Below are 20,937 nucleotides of genomic sequence, written 5' to 3' on the forward strand. Positions count from 1 at the left end.
GTCCGCTTGGTGTGTAACTTGAATCACACCGTGAGATCAAGTTAGTGGTCAGAGATCTTCAACGCAACATCTGAATCGAATTTTTTGGGACGGTTGTGCCGACAACGTCTTTTCATCGCCCCGCGGAGGCCCCGCGTTACCAACCAACTACCCCGCAGACACCTCTGAGGACGCCACGTACCCTGTGCGTATGCCAGAACGGCTGTCCCCCCCTGACCCCCCCGCCACGACTCTCGCGAAGCTTGCGGGCTGCGGACTTGTCGCCGCGGTGGTCTTGGCCGGGCTGATGTTCCCCTTCGCGGGTGGATTCGGGCTGGCATCCAATCGTGCGTCCGACGTGGTAGCCAACGGCTCCACCCAGTTGCTTCAGGGCGAGGTGCCCGCCGTCACCACGGTGGAAGACGCCAAGGGCAACAAGATTGCGTACCTCTACACACAGCGACGTTTCGAGGTGCCCGCCGACCAAATCGCCGACACCATGAAGCTGGCCCTCCTGTCCATCGAGGACAAGCGCTTCACCTCGCATAACGGTGTCGACTGGAAGGGCACACTGGGCGGCCTGGCCGGATACGCCTCCGGCGACGAAGGCACGCGCGGTGGTTCGACGATCGAACAGCAGTATGTGAAGAACTACCAGCTGCTGGTGGTGGCCAAGACCGACGCGGAGCGCAAGGCAGCCATCGAGACCACCCCCGCCCGCAAGCTCCGCGAGATCCGGATGGCGCTGCGGCTGGATCAGACCTTCACCAAGCAGGAGATCCTGACCCGGTACCTGAACCTGGTGTCATTCGGTAACAACTCCTTCGGTGTGCAGGATGCCGCACAGACCTACTTCGGTGTCGACGCCAAAGATCTGAACTGGCAGCAAGCCGCCCTGTTGGCGGGCATGGTGCAGTCCACCTCCGGACTCAACCCCTACGTCAATCCCGAAGGCGCACTGGCACGTCGGAACCTGGTGCTCGACACCATGATTGCCAACGCCCCGGAGAAGAAGGACGAGCTGCTGGCCGCCAGGGCACAGCCCCTAGGCGTGCTGCCTCAGCCCAATGAGCTGCCCCGCGGGTGCATCGCCGCAGGTGACCGCGCGTTCTTCTGCGATTATGTGCTCGACTACCTGGCCAAGTCAGGTATCAGCAAGGACCAGGTGATGAAGGGCGGATACCTCATCCGCACCACCTTGGACCCGGACGTGCAGAACTCCGTGAAGCAGGCGGTATCGCACATCGCCGATCCGGGTCTCAACGGCATCGCCAACGTCATGAGCATCATCAAGCCGGGCCAGACCATCCACCCCATCTTGGCAATGGCCTCCAGTCGTACGTACGGCCTGGACGCCAACACTTACCAGACCATGCAGCCCCAACCCTTCTCCCTCGTCGGCGACGGCGCCGGCTCGATCTTCAAGATCTTCACGGTCGCTGCGGCCATGGATATGGGCATGGGCATCAACACCGTGCTGGATGTGCCGCCCACCTTCGCGGCCAAGGGCCTGGGCAGCAGTGACGGCTCCAAGGGATGTCCCAAGGACAACTGGTGCGTCAAGAACGTCGGCAATTACCGTTCCCCGATGAGCATCACCGACGCCCTCGCGACCTCCCCGAACACGGCGTTCGCCAAGCTCATTCAGTCGATTGGCGTGTCCAAGGCAGTGGATATGGCCGTCAAGCTGGGTATGCGTTCCTACGCCGAACCGGGCACCGCCAAGCCATACGACCCCGAGGGCGACGAGAGCCTGGCGGACTACATCAAGAAATACAACCTGGGCTCGTTCACTCTCGGCCCGATTCAGATCAACCCACTCGAATTGTCCAATGTGGCAGCCACTCTGGCTTCGGGTGGCAAATGGTGCCCACCCAACCCCATCGACAAGGTCTTCGACCGCCACGGCAAGGAAGTGCCCACGACGGTCGAGGCCTGCGAACAGGTGGTGCCCACGGGATTGGCCAACACCCTGGCCAACGCGATGAGCAAGGACGATCAGCCCGGCGGTACGGCCGCGGGTTCCGCGGGATCGGTCGGGTGGAGCCTGCCGCTGTCCAGCAAGACCGGGACCACCGAGGCGCACCGCTCGTCGGCATTCCTGGGGTTCACCAACAACCTGGCCGGAGCGAGCTACATCTACGACGACTCGACCACACCGGGCGACCTGTGCTCCTTCCCGCTACGCAAGTGCGGAGACGGAAACCTCTACGGCGGCAACGAGCCCGCGCGCGCCTGGTTCGAGGCGATGAAACCGATCGCCGACAACTACGGTCCGACCGTGCTGCCGCCCACCGAGCCGCGGTACGTGGAAGGTGGTCCGGGGTCCAAGGTGCCCAGCATCAACGGTCTGCGCGAGTCCGAGGCCCGGGATATCCTCAAGAAGGCCGGTTTCAGGGTGGCCGACCAAGCCAGCTCGGTGAACAGCACGGCGCCGTTCAACGAGGTCGTGGGTACCAGCCCGTCCGGAACCACCATTCCCGGTTCCGTCATCACCATCATGCTGAGCAACGGCATTCCGCCGGCTCCGCCGCCCATTGTCTTTCCCGGCATGCCCGGTATGCCGCCTGGCGAGATGACCACCACGATCGTGAACATCCCCGGCCTGCCGCCCATCACGGTGCCGGTGCTGGCGCCACCCCCGTGATCTAGACGAGAAATTCGCCACGTTTTGCGGTGGTGATCAGGGGTACCTCAGCTTTCGGAGTTACTCTCGGATGATGAGTACGTCGTTGAACACGGTCATCAAGCGGGCGGCCGCCTACTCGGCAGGTTCGGCCGCGCTTGGCATCGGGTACGCGTCGATCATCGAACGCAACGCGTTCACCGTGCGCGAAGCGACGATGGATGTACTCGATCCCGGCGCCTCGCCGTTGCGCGTGCTGCACATCAGCGACATCCACATGCGGCCCGGCCAGCGCCTCAAGCAGGCCTGGTTGCGTGAATTGGCACAGTGGCAGCCGGACCTGGTGATCAACACCGGCGACAATCTTGCGCACCCCAGGGCGGTGTCCTCGGTGGTGCAGGCGTTGGGTGACTTGCTTTCGGTCCCAGGACTTTTCGTCTTCGGAAGCAACGACTACTTTGGACCGCGGCTCAAGAACCCGGCCAAGTACCTGTACAAGAGCGATGAACGCAAGCACGGCGAACCACTGCCGTGGCAGGATCTGCGCGCCGCGTTCACCGAGCGCGGTTGGCACGATATGACCCACACCCGACACGAGCTGGAGGTCGCCGGAGTACGGATCGCGGCCGCCGGGGTGGACGATCCGCATCTGCACCGCGACCGCTACGACACCATTGCCGGGATGCCCAACCCGCTGGCGACACTGCGGCTGGGGCTGACCCACTCACCCGAACCGCGAGTGCTGGACCGTTTCGCCGAGGACGGCTACCAGCTGGTGATGGCCGGTCACACCCATGGCGGGCAGCTGTGCCTGCCGTTTTACGGGGCGATCGTCACCAACTGCGAGCTGGACCGTTCCCGGGTGAAGGGCCCATCGCAGTGGGGTTCACACATGCAGCTCCACGTGTCGGCGGGTATCGGGACGTCACCGTTCGCACCGATGCGGTTCTTCTGCCGTCCGGAGGCGACGCTGCTGACCTTGGTGCCGGCGCGCGTCGGCAGCCAAGGGGCCGATGCCGAATCCGGTGACCGGTCGCCCAGCGCTACCGTGCAGTGACGTGAGCCGTGCGTGGGCCGATAACGCGGTCCGATTGATCGAGGCCGATGCCCGTCGTAGCGCCGACACTCACCTGCTGCGGTATCCGTTACCGGCGGCGTGGGCCGACACCGTGGATGTGCAGCTGTACCTCAAGGACGAGTCCACGCACATCACCGGCAGCCTCAAACATCGTTTGGCGCGTTCGCTTTTCCTGTACGGACTGTGCAACGGATTCATTCGTGAGAACGCCACGATCGTGGAGGCGTCATCGGGTTCCACGGCGGTCTCCGAGGCCTATTTCGCGCAGCTGTTGGGGTTGCCGTTCATTGCGGTGATGCCGGCGTCGACCAGCCCCAGCAAGATTGCCTTGATTGAATCCCAGGGTGGCCGTTGTCATTTCGTTGACGAGGCGCAGCAGGTGTACGCCGAGGCGCAGCGGCTTGCCCGCGAGACCGGTGGGCATTACCTGGATCAGTTCACCAATGCCGAACGGGCCACCGACTGGCGCGGAAACAACAACATCGCCGAATCGATCTTCAACCAGATGCATCACGAAAAGCATCCGCTGCCAACGTGGATCGTGGTCGGCGCGGGCACGGGCGGAACCAGCGCCACCATCGGTCGCTACATCCGGTACCGGCGCTACCCCACCAAACTGTGCGTGGTGGACCCCGACAACTCCGCGTTCTACCCGTCATATCTCTCGGGACATGATGTGGTGACCGGGATTTCGTCGCGCATCGAGGGCATCGGGCGCCCCCGTGTGGAGCCGTCGTTTCTGCCGACGGTGGTGGACCGCATGGAGCAGATACCCGACGAGTTCTCGGTGGCCCTCACCCGCCATGCCAGCGCGGTGCTGGGCCGACGGGTGGGCGCGTCGACGGGAACCAACCTGTGCGGCGCATTCCGGCTGATCTCGGAAATGGCCAGCAACGGCGTTGGTGGCTCCGTTGTCACCTTGCTGGCCGATAGCGGCGACCGGTACGCCGACACCTACTTCGACGATCACTGGGTCGCCGAGCAGGAATTCGATCTGCTGGGGCCATCGGTACGCCTTGCGCAGTTCGAGGACACCGGCCGCTGGGACTAGTCCATGCGACGTAGCGGCGACTACGGCGTGAAGCTGACGCCCGTCGGGACCACCCGCCACTAGGTTCGGTACATGGACGCGATGCGCTCGCCGACCACCTGGCTGGTGCCGCTCGTCATCGCGGTGATCCAGGTGGTCGGCAGCACCGGCGCGCGCTATCAGCACCCCGACGTGGGATGGCGCGAGCTGGACTGGTTCGCCTATCTGCTGTTGGTGGCCGGCCCACTGGCGCTACTGGCCCGTCGCCGGCATCCGCACGCAGTGCTGCTCATCGTGCTCGCGGTAACCGTCGCCTACCCGCTGGCGGGATTCGGCTTCGGGCCCATCTTCATTTCCCTGGTGGTGGCGTTTCTGGCCGCGGCGACACAGGGCCCACGCTGGCTGACCTATCCCCTGCCCTTCCTCGGCTGGGCGGCCGTGATGTGGGGTGTGCCGTGGCTTCGCGGCGAGAACCCGCCGCCGTCCATCGCGGTGACGGCCACCGCGGCCTGGCTGCTGGTGCTGGTCGGTGTCGCCGAGGCGATCCGTCAACGGCGGCTGGCACTGGAGGCGCGCAAACAGCGCCGCGCCTCGATCGCGCGGGAGGCACAGACCGACCGCGAGCGCCGGGAGACCGAGGCACGGCTGGCATTGGCCCGGGAGCTGCACGATGTGTTGGCACACAGCCTGTCGATGATCAATGTGCAGTCGTCGGTGGCACTGGAGCTCCTCGACGATCAGCCCGAGGGCGCCATGCCCGCGCTCGCAGCGATCAAAGAGGTCAGCCGACAGGCGATTTCAGATGTGCATTCGTTGGTGGCGGCGCTCCGGACGGAGGCGGGCGTTCCCGTCACGCCGACACCGGGAGTGACGGATCTAGATGCCCTGGTGGCCACCGCGCGCGCCGCCGGGCTCACGGTCAACACCCGGGTGCACGGGTCCGTGGTGCCGCTGCCCGCCGTAGTGGATGTCGCGGCCGGGCGGATTGTGCAGGAGGCGCTGACCAATGTGGCACGGCACTCGTCGGCCATCGAGGCCGTCGTAACGGTCGGCTATCACGCGGACACGATCGACGTCACCGTGGAAGATCCCGGGCCTGCCCGGCTACGAGCCGCCATGTCGGGAGGGACCGGGATCGCGGGAATGCGGGAACGAGTGCGCGCGCTGAACGGATCATTGACGGCACAGACCGCGGCCGACGGAGGGTTCGTGGTGCGCGCACAGCTGCCACTGGCGCCCCAATGAGTATCCGGGTGGTCGTGGCCGACGATCAGGCCCTGGTCCGGGCAGGTTTCGTCGCACTGCTCGACGCGCAGGACGGCATCGAGGTGGTGGCCGAGGCCGCTACCGGTGCACAGGCGCTGGCGGCGGCACGGGAGCACCGTCCCGATGTGGTGCTGATGGATATCCGCATGCCTGAGTTGGATGGCCTGGCCGCGACACGGCAGATCGCCGCGGATCCCGACCTGGCAGATGTTCGGGTGGTGGTGCTCACGACTTTCGAGCTCGACGAGTATGTCTTCGAGGCGATGCGGGCCGGTGCCAGCGGGTTTCTTGTCAAGCATTCCGAACCATCGGAGATGGTCAGAGCAGTGCGTGTGGTTGCAGAGGGAGATGCGTTGCTCTCGCCGTCGGTGACCCGCCGGCTGCTGGCGGAGTACTCCACCCATGCCAAACAGCCCGCCGAGTCCGGGCTGGACGATCTCACCGATCGTGAGCGCGAGGTGATGGCGCTGGTGGCCGAGGGGCTGACCAACGCCGAGATCGGGGCGCGGCTGTTCATGAGCCCGGCGACGGCACGCACCCATGTGAGCCGCATCCTGACCAAACTGAGCGCACGTGATCGCACCCAGTTGGTGGTCATCGCCTACGAGTCGGGGCTGGTGCGCCCCCGCTGGCAAGACTGAAACCTACGCCCAGGCGCGTACCCGAACTACCGCCGCTAGGCCGATGTTTCCCGGCACACACGCAGGCACGCTGAGAGCATGAACATCAACGAGATTGCCACCACCACAACGACATTCCTTGCCGACCACACGGACCGCTGGGGCGATCCCACCTGGCATCCCTGGTTCGTAGTGTTCCCGATCCTGTTCTGGACCCTGGTGATCGTCGCGATCGTCTCCGCGCGGCGCCGCTGGATCGGCCGCCAGGGCGAGGGCACGTTGCGAGACGTCTATGCGCGGGGAGAGATCACCGAGGCCGAATATCGGGACCGACTGACAGTCCTACGCAGCACCCGTCGATAACGGCACGTCACACCCGCTTTGCGGCCCGCGGATCAACGCATTCGCGACCAACGGCCTCGATGCGATACCCTTGCCTGGCTTCAAAGCGGGGTGTGGCGCAGCTTGGTAGCGCGCTTCGTTCGGGACGAAGAGGTCGTGGGTTCGAATCCCGCCACCCCGACGCTGAGAAACCCTCTCTCACCTGGTCAGACAGGTGAGGGAGGGTTTCTTCGTTTCCGAGGTCGAACAGCTCGGTAGGCAGTGGGTAGGCAGCAGAAAAAGTCCGAGACTCCCACCAGCGCCGATTCTCACGCCAAGCGTGCCTCTCAGTCCCCTCGATTCCCCCAGAATCGCCCCTCACACGAAGAAACCCCCGACCGCTGATGGGTCGGGGGCTCTCGGGCACAGGAGGGACTAGGCGACAGCTCCACGGGGCTTCACCTGAAGCTCGCCCGCTTCCCACCCGTCAACCGCCCTCCGCTCGGCCTCCTCGTGGGCCGCGACGAACTCCCGCAGTAGCTCGGCGTCGTTCCTCAGCGTCTTCGTCAGCGCCGAGACGTTCTCCTCGGCCTTGTCCAGCGCCTTGTCCACCGCCGAGCCCATCGGCTTGAACACGGGCGACACTCGACCATCTTTCGTGTACATCGAGCCAGCCCGCGCGACCACCGATTCCACCTTCATCCGCTGAGCTGCCAGGCCCGCTTCCAAGTCATCGGCACGCCCCTCCAACTGTTGCGCAAAGCTCAACAGCGCCTCGGGGTCTACCTGCAGCAACAGGTCGGTCATCGTCGGACCCCCTGCACCCCACCGAACTTCTGGCCATTCTCGTGGTCCTGATCTCCCAGCGCACCCGCACCCGAGGCACCCACGTCTCCCACACGCGCCAACTCTCCCAGCACCGCCCTGGTCTCCGCCAGCGCACTCTCCAGAATCTCCGCATGCCCCGGACGCATCCCTTCCGCGCTCACGACGGGCAAGCCCGACGCCGCCTCCCGCGCCGACTGCGCGACAGCCTTGTGAACCTGGATGATCGGGGCTCCGCTCGTCGCCACCGTTCCTGACATCACTTCTCCTTCTTCTTCTGGTGGTGCGGACTCACCCACGACATCACCGAATCGGTGCTCCACGGGCTCCCCGACCTCTGGTTGTCGGGTGCCGCTGTGCCCGCCGCCTCCTTCGTCGGACGGCGGTCTGCCCCGTGCTCCATCGGGTCGGGGGTCATTGGTCCTTCCCCAGCGCCGCCAGCGCCTCCCGCTGGCACCGAGCCCTGCTCGCCTCACGGACCTCCGACAGCACATTCAACACATGCAAGAACGCGAGTGTCGGACCCAGCTCCGACTTCCATATCTCGATTTGCCGTTCGATGTGTTCAGCCCGCTCGGCATGCCGCACGTGAGCATCGAAGTATTCCAGTTCTTGCTCTTCGTTCACCTTTCCTCCTTATGCCGCTTGACTTCTCGGTTGCATGACACCCAGGTACTTCTCGCTGGAATACACCGCTTCACCCCACGCTCCACGGCTCATCGAGTCCGCTGCGTCCGAGAGGTACCACCGAGCCAGCAGACCCTGGTATCCCGAGGGCTGGACACCGACCCACCTGGCAGCTCGGAGGCGAGCGCCCTCCACGTCCAACTCTCCGCAGCCCCCGCTTCCAATCGCCACACGGGCGAACACCGACATGGCTTCTCCTGCCTCCACGTCATCACGACCACGAGACACCGTGCAGGGCAAGAGCTCCTCACCCTGCACCAACTCCTGGTACTGCTCGGCGGACTGGCTGTTCTCGTCGGAGGGCACGGTGCTCAGAACACCCTCAACCTCCCATCCACGAGGGATGAGGGAGGTGAGCTTGTCGGTGACCATGAGGGAACCTGAGAGTTCGGAATGATTTGGGGAACCTGACATCTCGTCCAACGGGCTCACCCCAGCGGGCAGGGAGACACCGTGCGGGTGGATGCTCAGGGCGTCCGACGTGCAGAACACCGTGCGAGTCTCGAACCCCCGCCGAATGCTGGCCACAGCGAGTGGCTGGCTCCAGCCTGACTGCTCGAACACATGGCGCAACGAGGCGAGAACCTTGTGCAAGTGGACTTCGGGCTCGGGAAGGCCAACGATGAAACACACGGGCGCAACAGGAGACTCGTTCCTCGGAACATCGAGGCCAGGAGCCAACCCGTATGCCCGTTGAATCCACGCTGCATCGGCCACTGGGCCGCGTGGAGCTGCTGGAGTTGGGGCCTGGGTCGCACTGGGAGCTTGGAGTCCAGTCGGCGCGGGAGCGCCTGGTGTCCCCTGTGGCACGGGAGGGGCCTGCACCGTGGGGGTCGGCACCCCTCCGATTGGTGCGAGCCCTACTGGGGTCACGGGTGGGGTTCCGCTGACACCAGGCGTGATGCCAGTCGAAGCGGGAGCCGAGGATCCTGGCGTGCTCGTGGCAGGGGCAGCCGCAGGGAGCTGGGAACCCACCGCGCTGGTGACTGCCGTAGTGATGTTCTGAGCCGCAGTGGGCAGGTCAGGCAGTGGGATGGACGGGATGTTGGGCAGTCCGTGGGATTTGGTCGGCTGGTGCTGCTCGGTCTGCTGGTGTGCCTGCTGTTGGGCAGCGGGGGTGCCCGTGGTGGCGCTCGAAGACTTGGCGCTCGGGGATGCAGGAGTGCTCGATGGGCTGGCGTTCCCCTGGGGAACACCGATGAGATTTGCAAGAGTCGGGTTCACCGTGGAGGTGGGAGTAGTTGTTGCGCTGGGTGACTCGACGTGCTCGGCGGTCTTCGCGCGGGGCATCTCAGGGAGCTTCTGCGGCTCTACAACGGGGTGTTGGCCTGAGTTATAGGCCGTCACGACTGCGCGAGGATCAGGCCGTTCGGTGCTGGGTATCGCGGGAACACTGGTGTAGCTCGGCGTGCGAGAACTGCCAGGGTCTCCCTGGAGGGAATGTCCAATGCCGTCGAGGTCAGCAGTGAGAGTGCTGGCAGCATGGGCGATGTCAGCTCGGTACTTCGCTGTGAGGTCAGAGGATGACGGGGATACGGATTTTCCAGCCAGTTCGCTGCCGAGAGCCTCGCGGATTTCATTTGTGCCCGTGGACACGAGGTCTGCTATTTGACTCTTGGCCTTCCCGACCTTTCCTCCAGCGTCGAGCATCCAAGAGCTAATGGTGGTGTAGTCCCGACTCTGCCCGCGAAGCCGCTCTGCGACAGCGCCATAACCTCCCGCGACCGCTTCGGCGGTCTTCCCCGACTCGCTCGCCATCTTGCGTTCTGCATCATCAGCGGATTCCGCTTGAGTAGTTGTCGCAGTAGATAGTGCATCGGCGTTTAGCTCCGCTGCGTGATACGCACCTTCGGACTCAGAGGGCCAGTTGGAGCCCATCAGTGAAAACGGGTCATCGCTTGGCTTTTCAATATCGGCCTGTGGTGCCATTACGCACATCCCTCTGGAAATCGGCCATCAAGTGCCGAATCTGAAATGTCCTTCCCAGCTTCGAGTTCCGTTCTGATGTGTTCGACGTACTGACTGAATCGCTTGGACTGTGCGGGAACTCCTGGCGAGCTGGGGTCAGAGATGATGTCCGCCCTGGTCTTACCCAGCCATTTGGTCACCCATCCGAGCTTCTCTCTCACCCAGCTCTCGCTCCCTGGACTACGGACACCCGCGAGCTGCCGCGCAACGCTCGCATCGTCGGGAAGCACCAATCCTGGTGACGCTGTTGCATTTCCAATAACAACACGTGGGCAATCGGGCATCGGGTGTGTCACCCACACAGCCGACACATCCACCATGTTCTGAGCCGACGCCGAACTGCTCGTCTCCCCCGCGCTGCTCGACCCCGAGGTGGTGGGGTGCGTCGAGCCACACCCCACCACCCCGATGGACACGCCGAGCGCGATGGCCAGGGCCGCGAGAAGCGTTGAACCCGGCCAGGATTGATTGTTGTTCTTCATGCTGGACACGTTAGTTCTTCGTCCGTGTCTCGCCAGTGGACCAGTCGCCTGGTCCGTCAATGAGCTGGCCGCTCGGAGGAACGCCGACGACCAGGCCGCATTGGCTCATGTCGAGGTCGGGAGTCCATTCACACCAGCCCGATGGGTCCGTTGCCGCGACGGGCGCGTTCAGCAGTCCGAGCACGGTGATACCCGCGATGACGAGGAGCTTCATCGTCCCCCACTTCCCGTCAGGCCAGGGCTGGCCGAGTGGGGACGCTCGGAGATGCACTTGTCGAAATCCATGGCACCCGAGCACGTCTTGCTCTCGTCCCAGTTCTTCGTGTAGCCGAGCGCAAAGCCCGCAGGGGGAGTTCCCCGTAGAGCCAGGCTGGAGTCCATAAGTGCTTCGGCCAAGTGCCCCCGCACGACCTCGATACGGTGGCGATAGTCCGCCTGCACCTCGGGGTCGGATTCCTTGTTTCCCATGGTGGACAGAATCGAGATGTGGCGCTTGGCTTCATCCACGTGCTGGCGCGCGTCGAACACGATGCTGTCGGCCCTGGCCTGATCTACCGCAGGCTGCACGTCGCTCAGAGCACTGCAGGCTGACATCCACGGCCACTCGTTCCCGATGAGACCGTGCGGGTCGCTCGGGCGGGCGACTTCGGTGCATCCCTTGTCGGCGGGGATGGGCTGCGCCTCAGGGTGGCTCGTCCCGCACGCGGCCAGACCGACCGACAGCGCCAGCGTCGCGCTGACCACGACGATGTTCTTCTTCATTTCTCGTGTTCCTTTCGTCATTGGTCGGTCTGATTGATTTGTCCGTGTAGACGGTCTATTGGGTGGGTGGCGGTGGCTGGCCCCAGCCCCGCAAATCGAGGTGCCAGGCTTTCGACAAGCCGTCGATTTCACATGGTTCCGCGTCGGCCAAGAGTTCTCCCGCAGCGAGGAGCTGTTCGTCGCCCACCCTGACAATTGCGGGGATTCCCGACCGCACAGCCAGCTCTAATGGCACCCTGACGTTCTTGTACTTCTCGGGAGCAGCGGCAGCCGCACGCGCGCACCGTGCCTGCTCAGCCTCGGTGGCCTCGGCGTTCGAGCAGGCTGCCAGGAGCGGGATGGTCACCAGCGCCACGATGACGAGAGGCTTCACTGGACACCTCCCTGCTGGCGCAGCGAACTCAGCAGTCCACCGCCCGCTGGTGATGCGGGCTGGGCTGGCGCACTCGGGGCAGGATCAGTCACCTTGTCGAGGAAATCCATGTCCGCCTCATCCAGCTCGTCGTCCTCACCGTCCGGGTAATCCTCAACGTCATCGTCGCGGTCGGGATAGCGAGCTTCCAGCTCAGCCAGCCGAGCGGAGGCGCGCTCGGAGGCTCGGTCGTCGTTCCACTCCATGAGCTTGACTCCTGCGATGAGTGCGCCGACGAGTCCTCCGGGGACGATCAGCAACCAGGCCCACCAAGGCAACCCGCTGTCCCGTGGTGCGGGTTGAGCCGTCGCGGCCCGCTGCTTGGCAGTCGCATCGGACTGCTGGCAAGCAGCTTTTGTTGCCGAGTTGATGTTGCAGTAGCTGTCCTTGAAGCCCGGCGAGAGCGTCGAGGGCGCGCTGGTCACTGTCACCGTGGGCGCGGGAGTGCTGCTGCTCCCGCACGCGGCGAGCGGGAACATCACGGCTCCCGCCACCACAATCACTGCACCAATTCTCTTGATACTCATGCCGCTTCTTCTTTCTTCACGTACAACGAGTTCCACTCACTGGCTCGCTCTGGGAGTTCCCATCCATCAGGTAGGCGCACCTCACTCAGCGCCGCGAGAGACGAATTCTCAACGGCCTTGCGGGTCGGGATCCCCGCGATGACAGCAGCCGCAGCCGCGACACCAATCGTCGTCAGGCGGAAGCCGTCGTCTACCTCACCTGGTCGCCAGGCATCGCGCACAGCCTGCTCCAAGCCGCTGAAATCTCGCGGCGGGTATTTCCGTCCCGCGCCCATCAACCAGTCCACGAGCGTCATCGAACTGACTTCGGCGAAAGGAATGGACACCTCGATGAGCTGGCGCTGAATCTCGCCAGCCAGCATCATCCTGCGTGGAGCCGAGTCGTCCTTGCTCTTACTGATGCTCGGCTTCATCATCACGACGAACGCTGGGATACCCGATTTGAGAACGCTTTCCATCGTTTCGTTGGCAGTGACGATTGTTCGCGCCGTCTCAGTCACGGCGTTGTACTTGTCAATGCGCGGTGCGCGGATGAACTTCGTGACGGGGCTCGAAGCACCGTCAACGAATGCGGCGATGCTGACTCCTGTGACCACAGCGTCAATGCCGACAACAAACTTGCTCACAATGAAAATCCTTCCACTCCAGTGCTTCCCGTCTCCTCGTCGCGCTCGACCACAGGGGGCGTGACAGCCCGTTCGGGCTCCTCGACCAGCTCGACCGCAGTGGGACGTGACACCACTTTTCGGATGCCCCGTTGGTCGGGAACGGGCTTGGAATCGGCCAGTGCGGAACGAATGTCGGAGACAGGCACATACACGGCTTGTCCCAGCACTGAGCCTCTGGAGTCCACCCGAGCGACGAAGCGTCCTGGCTTTCCGGCCGGGATGCTCGTGGGCTTGGGCTCCACATAAGCGGCGTCACCCAAGACCGTGGCGGCGGCGACATCACTGTCCAATCGGAAGCACAACCTCTGCGAGCCCATGTCGCGGGCGGTGGTTGGCACTTCATCACCCGTAGGTTTCTGCGCCACGACGAACACGGTCACTCCCGCCTTGCGGAGCAACTTCACCACTTTGCCCACCCGTCCACGGTTGGCCTCGGCTGCTTTCTTCTCCTCCGTGGTGTCCTGTGCTTTCGCCATGTACTGCGGTGCTTCCTCCAGCACCACCACAATGGGGAACAGCCCAGCGGCTTCGCGCCGAGTGGCGGGAATGTCCCAGAAGTTGTTGGCCCCATTACCCACACGGGCGACGCGAGCCATGCGCTCACCGCGCATCTCCAGCAGCTCGGACATCAGTTCCCCGCAGCGCTCGATGTCGCCCGAGTCGTCGTACGTTGCGCAAATCGGGCGGAGCACATACCATTCACCCGATGCGCCGCCGTCGAGGACGTGCAACTCGACATGCCCTGCCATCCCTGTCAGGACGGGGAGCAGCGATGCGGTTTTACCGCCACCCTGCATACCGCCGACGATCACGCACGAGTTGTTCTTAAGTGTCAGGTAGACCCCATCACCATCCGCTGAGCGACCCAAGTAAGAGCGGGCGCTCTCGGGGTCGTAAGTGTGAATCTCGGACGGCAGCGGGTCAGCCAGCGGGTCAATGTCGTTGAGGGAGAGAACGACCGAACCGTCTTGCCCGTCCGATACCGTGAGATTCGAGGCATCCAGCCCCGCATTCTTCAAGCCCGCGCGCAGGGCGTCCAGCTTGGACACCCAATCCTTCGCACTCTTTCCGGGCTGGTGGCCGAACACGATCCGCAGGCCCGTACGGGTGATGCGAACGTCTTGCACCGTAGGGACGATCGTGGTCGTTACTTTCCGCTCCACGACGGAATAAACACCCTGTACCGATTCCGTCGTCGTGCTCGAAACGGTGACTCCCGCGCTTTCCAGCAAGGCCGACAACCAGTCATCGTTGCGCAGAAGCTCCAAGACCGCGTACCGCTGAGCAACTTCCGGAAGCAGCGCGGCCACCTGATCGGCCCAACCGATGAAGCTCGCGTCACCCGAAAGCTCGGGCATCTCGGCGCGGATGACGCTGGGAGCCAAGTCCGACTCAGCAACGCCGCCGCCCTCACGCAACACGAGCAGCGGCCCGCCGTCACGGGACTCGAAGCCAACCCTCCGCGCGAGCCCCACAGGCATGCCCGCTTTCACATGCCACACCCAGAGCGGCGGACGGTTGAACCCAGCTCCCGTGTACCTCACCAACGGCGTGCTCAACACGCGGCGCTCCTCGGACGTGGCTTGGCGCGTGATCTCGCTCAGCGCCTTCTCGATGTCCTGGCCCATCCGCGACTCGATGGACGCGAGCTTCTCCGAGAGCCGCTCGTACTCCTTCTCGGCCTGATCCTGGTCACGTTCGATGGCGTCGAGCGCCGCATCCGACTGACGGATGCTCCTCTGCCACATGAAGTCCTCGCGCCGTTCGGCGCGCCTAGCGGCCAAAGCTCGCTTTTGCTGGCGACTCACGCGACCCACCGCCGCTCTTGCTCGGCGCGGACGCGCGCTACCGCGCCATCGACGTTCCGCTGGGCCTGACGGCGGGCGCGCGCAACCTGCTGGCGCACCTCGCGGTTCGCGGCACGCTGGGCGCGGTTGACCTCGGCCTGAACGTCGGCGCGGGCCGAACGCGCGGCCACGGGACGGCTCCGCTCGACCCGTACGGCCTGTCGGCCCTGCATCGCCATCCACACGAGGAGTCCAGCGACACCCAGCATTCCAAACCCGATGAGCGGGTACTCGCTGATAGTCCCGAGGCCCAGGAAGGCCAAGACAGCAGCTCCGACGTACTTGCCCATCGCGCTCACCTCCTTGGTCTCCCGAAGGGCTCTTTGCCGAGCCCCTACCTCTTAATTCGGCGGACGGAATTAAGGGAGTTCCGCCGTTAATAAGTCTAATCCAATTCTTTGCCTTGTCAACTCCCTGTATTACGAATCCCGGTGTGCACCAGCACTTCCCGTTACTCTGGCATTAACACCACACTTTGCTATCGGGTCAGAAAAGCCCGTTGAACTGGGGAAACGAGAGGTGCGGAGGGGGTGGAAGGTGCGGGGAGATGGGTGTTCTCGCAGGTCAGAAGGGTTGGGAATGAGGTGCAGCGGGAGGGAAAAGGCCAGGTGGTGGGGGTTCTCGTGTGGTCAGAAGGTTCGCCGCGAGGTGTGCGCCGAGTCGGAGACTCGGTGTGCAGCGAGCTTGGGCGGGATGCTGGGTGGCTTACGGAATGGGGAGTCGGGTGTCCGAGAAGCGTGCTGGGGCGGGGGAAATGAGGGTTCGGGGGGTCTTACGGCGGGCGTTCCGAGGCGGCTCGGGAGCGGGTGGGCGAGGGGCGCTCGGGAGGCCGTAAAACGTGTTCTCTAGCTGGCTATATGCGGGGGTGCTCGTGCCGAGAATCGAGGGTGCGGGAAATCTTACGGAGCGTCTTACAGGCCATCTTCCAGCCTGTCTTACGGGCTATCTTCCACGCGGCCTTACGAATTGACGGATTCTGTGGTGACATCGACATCTATCGAGAAGCTGCGGGCGACGCGCGGTGGGTAGGCGTTGTCCTCCTCGCTGAGCGTCACATGCACGGCCCCTGGACCTTTTGCCGTGAAGCGGCTTGTGTAGGTGGCGTTCTGCGAACCGTCCGGTGGCTTCTTGTGCGGGTCATACAGGGAGCCCAAAGGTTGCAGAACCGCCCAGTCGTAGCCATTCTTGTCGTGCCACTGGCAGTTCGTGGTTTCGTAGTCATCGGCCAGAACAATGTCGAAAACCTGACCGACCCGAAGTTGCACACGCCCACCGTTATCGAAGTCCGTCGCCACCACGTCCGCGCCGGGAGAAGAGACCGGCGTCCGAGACGGCGACACCTGCTCGACAGGCGACGAACAACCCACCGCTCCCACCAGCAGAACCGCCAACCCCCATCCACGCATGCACGGAGCCTAACGCGATCACACCGCCGCCAGCACCGGCATCGGAACCTCGGAGCCAGCAGACAGGATCTTCTTCACCGCGTCACGGTGCACCCGCGTCTCCCGCTCAATTCGAGTCACCGACGCCCCTGACTCGGCCAGCGCCAGCACCCGCGCAACCGACTCCGCGTCCTTCTGCGTGATCCCCTCCGCAACCAACTTCGCAGCGCGTTCGCGGTGCGCGTCAGTCACCGCGAAGTCGGGCGCAATCAGCGCGGTGCGCGCAGCCTGTGGTGCGCGTTCAGTCTGCGCGGGCGCGGACAACGGCCCTGGAGAACGCGGTGCGGTATCCGTCTTGGAGGACTGCGCGGGCTGAGTGCGCGCACCCCGCGCGGGGGTATTGACCTGCGGAGCTGTGGTGGATGTCTCCCGCGCAGACCTCGTTGAGACCGCGCGGGCAGCTGTGCGCGCGGCACGCAGATCCGCGCCCGAGGCGGGCCGCAGCACCATCAAAGAGATCGTGCTGACCGCGATTCCCGCGTCAATCGTCAGGGGCCACAGCGCCGCCAAGCGCGGGCCGAGACCACCCGCAACCGCGACCGCGTACAAGCCCGCGTAACTCAGAATCGCCGCCGCCAGCGCCAACAACGCGGTCACGCAGACAGCGAAAACATAGGGTCCACCGGACTCACGCAGCGAGAAGGATCCTCGCCTGGCGCGGTGTACTGAACCCGCACGGGCGAGCGCCTGAAGCCCGTGGATGGCTGCGAACGCGATGACTGGCGGGATGAGGTTCACACCGATTTTCACCGCCGTAGCCGAGATGACAGGCAACACAGCATGGACGGTGTTGCCCACCAAAGTGAGCACCGTCGCGGACCCAAGCCACCACCAAAAGAACCTCCGCGCACACTGACGGTCGGACTCGGCCTCAGCGAGTTCGGCAGATGTTGTCATCAGGCTCATAGAACTGATTATCGTTGAGCTGGAGAGCATTTGACTACTCACGGCTTGTCACGTCCCCTCTGGCGTTAAGGGCTTCTTCGACAAACTGTTGGACGGCGAGCAAGGCTCGGTAGGTGGTCATTCCGACCGTCTCGGTGTCGAAGTTCGGTGTGCAATGTGACACGAAACGATGGATGGTCTGGCTGACCTCGACAACCACGCGCAGGTCTTCCAGAGGGAGCAGCAGATGTTCGGGTTCAAGGCGCTGGCAGGCCAGTTGCACGGCGCGCGGGAGGGCGGGCAGTTCAGGGTAATCGTCGGTAGACATGATCAACTTCTCCAATACTTGTTCGTCGTCGCGGTCTTGCCGATGTACTTCCGTCGCGCGTCGGCCAGCGGCCTCACGTTCCCGGTGGCGGTCTCGGCCACCGCGCCCTCCGTGACCGTGAAGGGCTCTGCTGGCTCGGCCTCTGCACCTGGCGGCGTCCACCCGGGGAACAACTGCTCCCTGAGTCCGGTGGCGTTGTCGGCGTTCGACCACGCGTCCTTCGCCTGGATGGAAATGTTAGTCACCGGCTTTGAATTCGCGTCGGAACGATCGAGCCGCGCACCGGGAATCTGCTCCAGCCGCTTGAAAAACAGCGACTTACTCATCCCCTTCCCTTGTTCGTCAGTGGTCCATGCCTGGAATGCATCGAACAAGTTGGTTTTCGTGGCCGGGGCCGGGAAGCTCGGCCACGTCGGCATCGAGATGTTAACGACGGTCGGGCCGAAGCTGCGCCTGGGCGTGTTATCGGTTCCCGTCGCCGAAGCGGCGGCGGCTGCCTTGGCCTCTTTGGTGGCTGTCTTCACCCCAACGACGCAGCACGACGAGATGAAGCGTGCTACCCGGTCGGATTCGGCGGCGAAGTGCTGCGCGACGGCGGGATGCACTGGCTCCCAGCCGGGTCCACGCTGCAAGCGCGCCTGACGCGCTTTAGCGAGCATTACCAGGATTCCTGGTAATTCCTCCAACAACTCGTCCTCGATGGCGGGGTTTTCGAAGCCCAGATAGGTCTTCAAAAACGCCACCGGCACGACCCTGCTCAGGTACGAAGTCCCTTCTGCAGCAGGCACCGTCGGCAGGGTGTTCGCCGATAGCATAAATTGCGAATTGGCCCGAAACGTGAGCATCGCCCCGTACTTCTTGCTGGCCGTGATGGGGTCGTCACCCGTGACCCGTTTGAACGCCGACAGGTCCGCGATGTGATCCTTCGGCAAGTCCGGGCAGACGTTCAGTGCCCGACCGAACAGCTCCGCGACAGCGAATCCTCCCCCGCCCTGACCATCCGCGAGCTGCTGCAAGGTCACTGCCGAGACGTTGTTACCGACAAGCTCCTTAGCGATACGCAGCACCGTGCTCTTGCCACTTCTGTTCGGGCCGAACAGAAGCAGCGCCTTGCTGGGAACCCTGCCTTCGTCCAAGAACTGGCTGAACGCCTCCAGGAACGCGGGCACCTGCTGCGCGCCCACACGGTCCTCCAGCCACGCGGAGAACTTCGGGCAGGTCGCGTCCTCGTCCCACGAGACTGCGAGCTGCCGGATGGACTGGTACTTGGATCCGTGCGGCAGCAGGGTCAAGGTGGTCAGGTCAACCATGCCGTTGCGGCAGTTCATCATCCCCTTGAACGGCGTGCGGTCAGGCAGCACCCGGCGGTGCCTGATGCACAAAGTGAGCGCCGCCGCCTCGACCGTCGCCAAGCGTTGCAGGGAGAACTTGTCGCCCAGCAACGACAGCACGACTGCCATGAATGCGGAGCGTCCGGTATGCCAGACGCCGCGCGAATAAACCGCCAGAGCGCCACCATCATCGGCCCCGGTGGCGATGGCCGCAACCTCGGAATCGGGTGCCGAGATGAGTTCGCGAGCCGTCGATTCAGGCTCGAATTCGCCCGTCACCGGGTCGAACCACATGCTCCCGTCTGCCACCGCACCCGTGACTTTCGGCAGCCCAGCCTCGTCCAAGATGATGTCGCCCCGGTCGATGTCGGCCATCACCTTGGCAGCTGCCTCGCGGCGCTGCGCGTAGTTCTTCTCCCGTAGCTCGGCGGCGTGGCCGGGGTCGTCCTTGGCGCTCTGGGGCTTCGGGCGACGAGCGGCGGGTCTTGGCGTGGCCTTGTCCGCCAGGCGTGCCAGAACACTCACCCGCTTCTCGGCGGGCAGCTTCCCGAGATAATCGTCCATGCCCGTTTTCGCGCCGCCAGGACATGGGATGAACTTCACCGAGCGCGCCCCGGACAGCGCCAATTTGAGCATTTCACCGCCCTCGTAGACCCTCGGATTCTTCAACGCATCGGCGTCCAGGGCGATCAGCACGTCACGGTCATCGCAGTACGCGGTGAGTTCCAGCGCCGGTGACCAGTCCCCCGTAGACCACCCGGAGCACCCGGGAATGCCAATCACCGTGGCCGTGTCGCTCAAGACAGCGGCGACACTGTGAGACTGCTGCTCTCCCTCGACAATCCAGACAGGCGCGTCCTCGTCCGACACCTCGGTGATGAGATTGTGGTTCGGCGCGTCGCCCTTCTCCGAGAGATACTTGCCGACTCCCACGGGCGGGTTATCGAGACGCAAACGCCACAGAACCCTGTCACTGCCGATGTGGCGACTACCGAACAACAGCCCGCGCGGGGAGGTGATGTCGCTGCGCTCACGGAAATACTCGGGCAGGTCAAGAGTGAGCACCGACGAACGGATGAGCGGTGCGGGGTTTGAGTCCAAGTAGGAGTCGGGGATCCCGCGCACCGCCAAGTGCTCGCGATGCGCGGCGGTCAGCTCCTGGCCGGGAAGCTCGATGTTGTTCTCGCTCATCAGTTCTCCTCGCCCTCGATGTCGGAGCGCAGGTTGATCGGCTCACCAGACGCCACCGACTCCAGCACGAGGTCACGCACACCCAGCGGGAAGCCGATTTCCGTCAACATCGCGGCAAGCGCATCAGCGAATCCGCGATGCTCGTCGGCGCGCAAGCTCAACGCCATCGAACGGGTTTGAGCGATGGCCGACGCAAGGGCCACGAGCTGCTCCTCGGCGTCCGGCGGACGGAACGCAGGAAGATGGTCGTTCTCGAAACGGTCCACCGCCGCGCCCCATGCCGCCTGGATCAGTGTGGTCAGAGTTTCACGCAAGTACGGGTCGGCCGGGGCGGTGCTAGAGATGAGGCGCTGGATGTCAGCCGCGAGCTGTCGGGACGAGCGACCCAGGCGCGGGTGCTCCTCCAGGTACTCGGTGATGGGTTCGAGCGCTTGCGCGTTCTGGACGAGCTGGTAGAGCGGACGCAGCCAGCCGTGAGCATCACTGAGAATCTCGAAAGCCAGCCTTCCCCAGGACGTTCGAGATTCCGGTGCCAATGCCATCGGCAGTATGGGCAGTTCAAGGGCCAGAGAACGCAACTCGGGCTTGGGCGCAAAGGCGAGCCTCGCCAAGGGGCTGATTTCACGCGATTCAACTGTTACAGTTGACATGTCGATTTC

General features: G+C 64.1%; 24 protein-coding genes and 1 tRNA gene. 7 read left to right on the forward strand and 18 right to left on the reverse strand.

The window, feature by feature from the left end; all coding sequences use genetic code 11:
- Nucleotides 1-190 precede the first annotated feature (190 nt).
- The 7 genes from ponA2 (at nucleotide 191) to B4393_RS14580 (ending at nucleotide 7,122) form a co-directional block, all read left to right on the forward strand.
- Entirely contained in the window at nucleotides 191-2,626 is a 2,436-nt protein-coding gene (gene ponA2, locus B4393_RS14550; RefSeq protein ID WP_078334731.1) for a transglycosylase/D,D-transpeptidase PonA2, read from the forward strand.
- Nucleotides 2,627-2,699: 73 nt separating this feature from the next.
- A complete protein-coding gene (locus tag B4393_RS14555; RefSeq protein ID WP_070939073.1) occupies nucleotides 2,700-3,662 on the forward strand; it encodes a metallophosphoesterase in 963 nt (320 codons plus the stop codon).
- Nucleotide 3,663: 1 nt separating this feature from the next.
- The gene (gene cds1, locus B4393_RS14560) at nucleotides 3,664-4,734 is read left to right on the forward strand and encodes an L-cysteine desulfhydrase Cds1 (protein ID WP_078334732.1); all 1,071 of its coding nucleotides are present in this window, start codon (nucleotides 3,664-3,666) and stop codon (nucleotides 4,732-4,734) included.
- A gap of 72 nt (nucleotides 4,735-4,806) precedes the next feature.
- Nucleotides 4,807-5,958 carry a sensor histidine kinase gene (locus B4393_RS14565; protein ID WP_078334733.1) on the forward strand — a complete coding sequence of 384 codons (1,152 nt, stop codon included), beginning with the start codon at nucleotides 4,807-4,809 and terminating at the stop codon, nucleotides 5,956-5,958.
- On the forward strand, nucleotides 5,955-6,620 hold the full coding sequence (locus B4393_RS14570; RefSeq protein WP_078334734.1) for a response regulator transcription factor: 666 nt from the start codon (nucleotides 5,955-5,957) through the stop codon (nucleotides 6,618-6,620). The genes B4393_RS14565 and B4393_RS14570 overlap by 4 nt, the downstream gene beginning before the upstream one ends.
- A 78-nt stretch (nucleotides 6,621-6,698) precedes the next feature.
- On the forward strand, nucleotides 6,699-6,962 hold the full coding sequence (locus B4393_RS27950) for an SHOCT domain-containing protein (RefSeq protein WP_078334735.1): 264 nt from the start codon (nucleotides 6,699-6,701) through the stop codon (nucleotides 6,960-6,962).
- A gap of 86 nt (nucleotides 6,963-7,048) precedes the next feature.
- Nucleotides 7,049-7,122, forward strand: a tRNA-Pro gene (locus tag B4393_RS14580).
- Nucleotides 7,123-7,355: 233 nt separating this feature from the next.
- On the opposite strand, the gene B4393_RS14585 is transcribed toward B4393_RS14580, so the two are convergent.
- From B4393_RS14585 to B4393_RS14665, 18 genes are all read right to left on the reverse strand, one after another.
- Nucleotides 7,356-7,727: a hypothetical protein gene (locus tag B4393_RS14585; protein WP_078334736.1), complete on the reverse strand. Its 372-nt coding sequence runs from the start codon at nucleotides 7,725-7,727 to the stop codon at nucleotides 7,356-7,358.
- Nucleotides 7,724-8,005, reverse strand: coding sequence for a hypothetical protein (locus B4393_RS14590; RefSeq protein ID WP_131832271.1), 282 nt, complete (start codon nucleotides 8,003-8,005; stop codon nucleotides 7,724-7,726). The genes B4393_RS14585 and B4393_RS14590 overlap by 4 nt, the downstream gene beginning before the upstream one ends.
- Nucleotides 8,005-8,163, reverse strand: a complete 159-nt coding sequence (locus B4393_RS27480; protein ID WP_157901278.1) for a hypothetical protein — start codon at nucleotides 8,161-8,163, stop codon at nucleotides 8,005-8,007. Before B4393_RS27480 ends, B4393_RS14590 begins: the two co-directional genes overlap by 1 nt.
- On the reverse strand, nucleotides 8,160-8,372 hold the full coding sequence (locus tag B4393_RS14595) for a hypothetical protein (RefSeq protein WP_052572170.1): 213 nt from the start codon (nucleotides 8,370-8,372) through the stop codon (nucleotides 8,160-8,162). The genes B4393_RS27480 and B4393_RS14595 overlap by 4 nt, the downstream gene beginning before the upstream one ends.
- 9 nt (nucleotides 8,373-8,381) lie before the next feature.
- Entirely contained in the window at nucleotides 8,382-9,065 is a 684-nt protein-coding gene (locus B4393_RS28080; RefSeq protein WP_236743171.1) for a hypothetical protein, read from the reverse strand.
- A 1,295-nt stretch (nucleotides 9,066-10,360) separates the two neighbouring features.
- Nucleotides 10,361-10,882, reverse strand: a complete 522-nt coding sequence (locus B4393_RS28085; protein WP_236743172.1) for a hypothetical protein — start codon at nucleotides 10,880-10,882, stop codon at nucleotides 10,361-10,363.
- 10 nt (nucleotides 10,883-10,892) lie between these two features.
- Nucleotides 10,893-11,096, reverse strand: a complete 204-nt coding sequence (locus B4393_RS14610) for a hypothetical protein (protein WP_078334739.1) — start codon at nucleotides 11,094-11,096, stop codon at nucleotides 10,893-10,895.
- Nucleotides 11,093-11,644, reverse strand: coding sequence for a hypothetical protein (locus B4393_RS14615; RefSeq protein WP_078334740.1), 552 nt, complete (start codon nucleotides 11,642-11,644; stop codon nucleotides 11,093-11,095). The genes B4393_RS14610 and B4393_RS14615 overlap by 4 nt, the downstream gene beginning before the upstream one ends.
- Nucleotides 11,645-11,699: 55 nt before the next feature.
- Complete coding sequence (locus tag B4393_RS14620) at nucleotides 11,700-12,017, reverse strand: hypothetical protein (RefSeq protein WP_078334741.1); 318 nt, start codon at nucleotides 12,015-12,017, stop codon at nucleotides 11,700-11,702.
- Complete coding sequence (locus B4393_RS14625; RefSeq protein ID WP_078334742.1) at nucleotides 12,014-12,583, reverse strand: hypothetical protein; 570 nt, start codon at nucleotides 12,581-12,583, stop codon at nucleotides 12,014-12,016. Before B4393_RS14625 ends, B4393_RS14620 begins: the two co-directional genes overlap by 4 nt.
- On the reverse strand, nucleotides 12,580-13,209 hold the full coding sequence (locus B4393_RS14630; protein WP_078334743.1) for a hypothetical protein: 630 nt from the start codon (nucleotides 13,207-13,209) through the stop codon (nucleotides 12,580-12,582). Before B4393_RS14630 ends, B4393_RS14625 begins: the two co-directional genes overlap by 4 nt.
- On the reverse strand, nucleotides 13,206-15,059 hold the full coding sequence (locus B4393_RS14635) for a hypothetical protein (RefSeq protein ID WP_131832272.1): 1,854 nt from the start codon (nucleotides 15,057-15,059) through the stop codon (nucleotides 13,206-13,208). The genes B4393_RS14630 and B4393_RS14635 overlap by 4 nt, the downstream gene beginning before the upstream one ends.
- Nucleotides 15,056-15,388: a hypothetical protein gene (locus tag B4393_RS14640; protein WP_079482307.1), complete on the reverse strand. Its 333-nt coding sequence runs from the start codon at nucleotides 15,386-15,388 to the stop codon at nucleotides 15,056-15,058. Before B4393_RS14640 ends, B4393_RS14635 begins: the two co-directional genes overlap by 4 nt.
- 669 nt (nucleotides 15,389-16,057) lie before the next feature.
- Nucleotides 16,058-16,504 carry a hypothetical protein gene (locus tag B4393_RS14645; RefSeq protein WP_078334746.1) on the reverse strand — a complete coding sequence of 149 codons (447 nt, stop codon included), beginning with the start codon at nucleotides 16,502-16,504 and terminating at the stop codon, nucleotides 16,058-16,060.
- Between the two features lie 18 nt (nucleotides 16,505-16,522).
- On the reverse strand, nucleotides 16,523-17,449 hold the full coding sequence (locus tag B4393_RS14650; protein WP_157901279.1) for a DUF2637 domain-containing protein: 927 nt from the start codon (nucleotides 17,447-17,449) through the stop codon (nucleotides 16,523-16,525).
- A 34-nt stretch (nucleotides 17,450-17,483) separates the two neighbouring features.
- Nucleotides 17,484-17,756, reverse strand: coding sequence for a hypothetical protein (locus B4393_RS14655; RefSeq protein WP_078334748.1), 273 nt, complete (start codon nucleotides 17,754-17,756; stop codon nucleotides 17,484-17,486).
- A gap of 2 nt (nucleotides 17,757-17,758) precedes the next feature.
- Nucleotides 17,759-20,278, reverse strand: coding sequence for a DNA primase family protein (locus B4393_RS14660; RefSeq protein WP_078334749.1), 2,520 nt, complete (start codon nucleotides 20,276-20,278; stop codon nucleotides 17,759-17,761).
- Nucleotides 20,278-20,928, reverse strand: coding sequence for a hypothetical protein (locus B4393_RS14665; RefSeq protein WP_078334750.1), 651 nt, complete (start codon nucleotides 20,926-20,928; stop codon nucleotides 20,278-20,280). Before B4393_RS14665 ends, B4393_RS14660 begins: the two co-directional genes overlap by 1 nt.
- Nucleotides 20,929-20,937: the final 9 nt, after the last annotated feature.

It is taken from the genome of Mycobacteroides franklinii, assembly GCF_002013895.1.
In the GTDB taxonomy this organism is placed as follows: domain Bacteria; phylum Actinomycetota; class Actinomycetes; order Mycobacteriales; family Mycobacteriaceae; genus Mycobacterium; species Mycobacterium franklinii.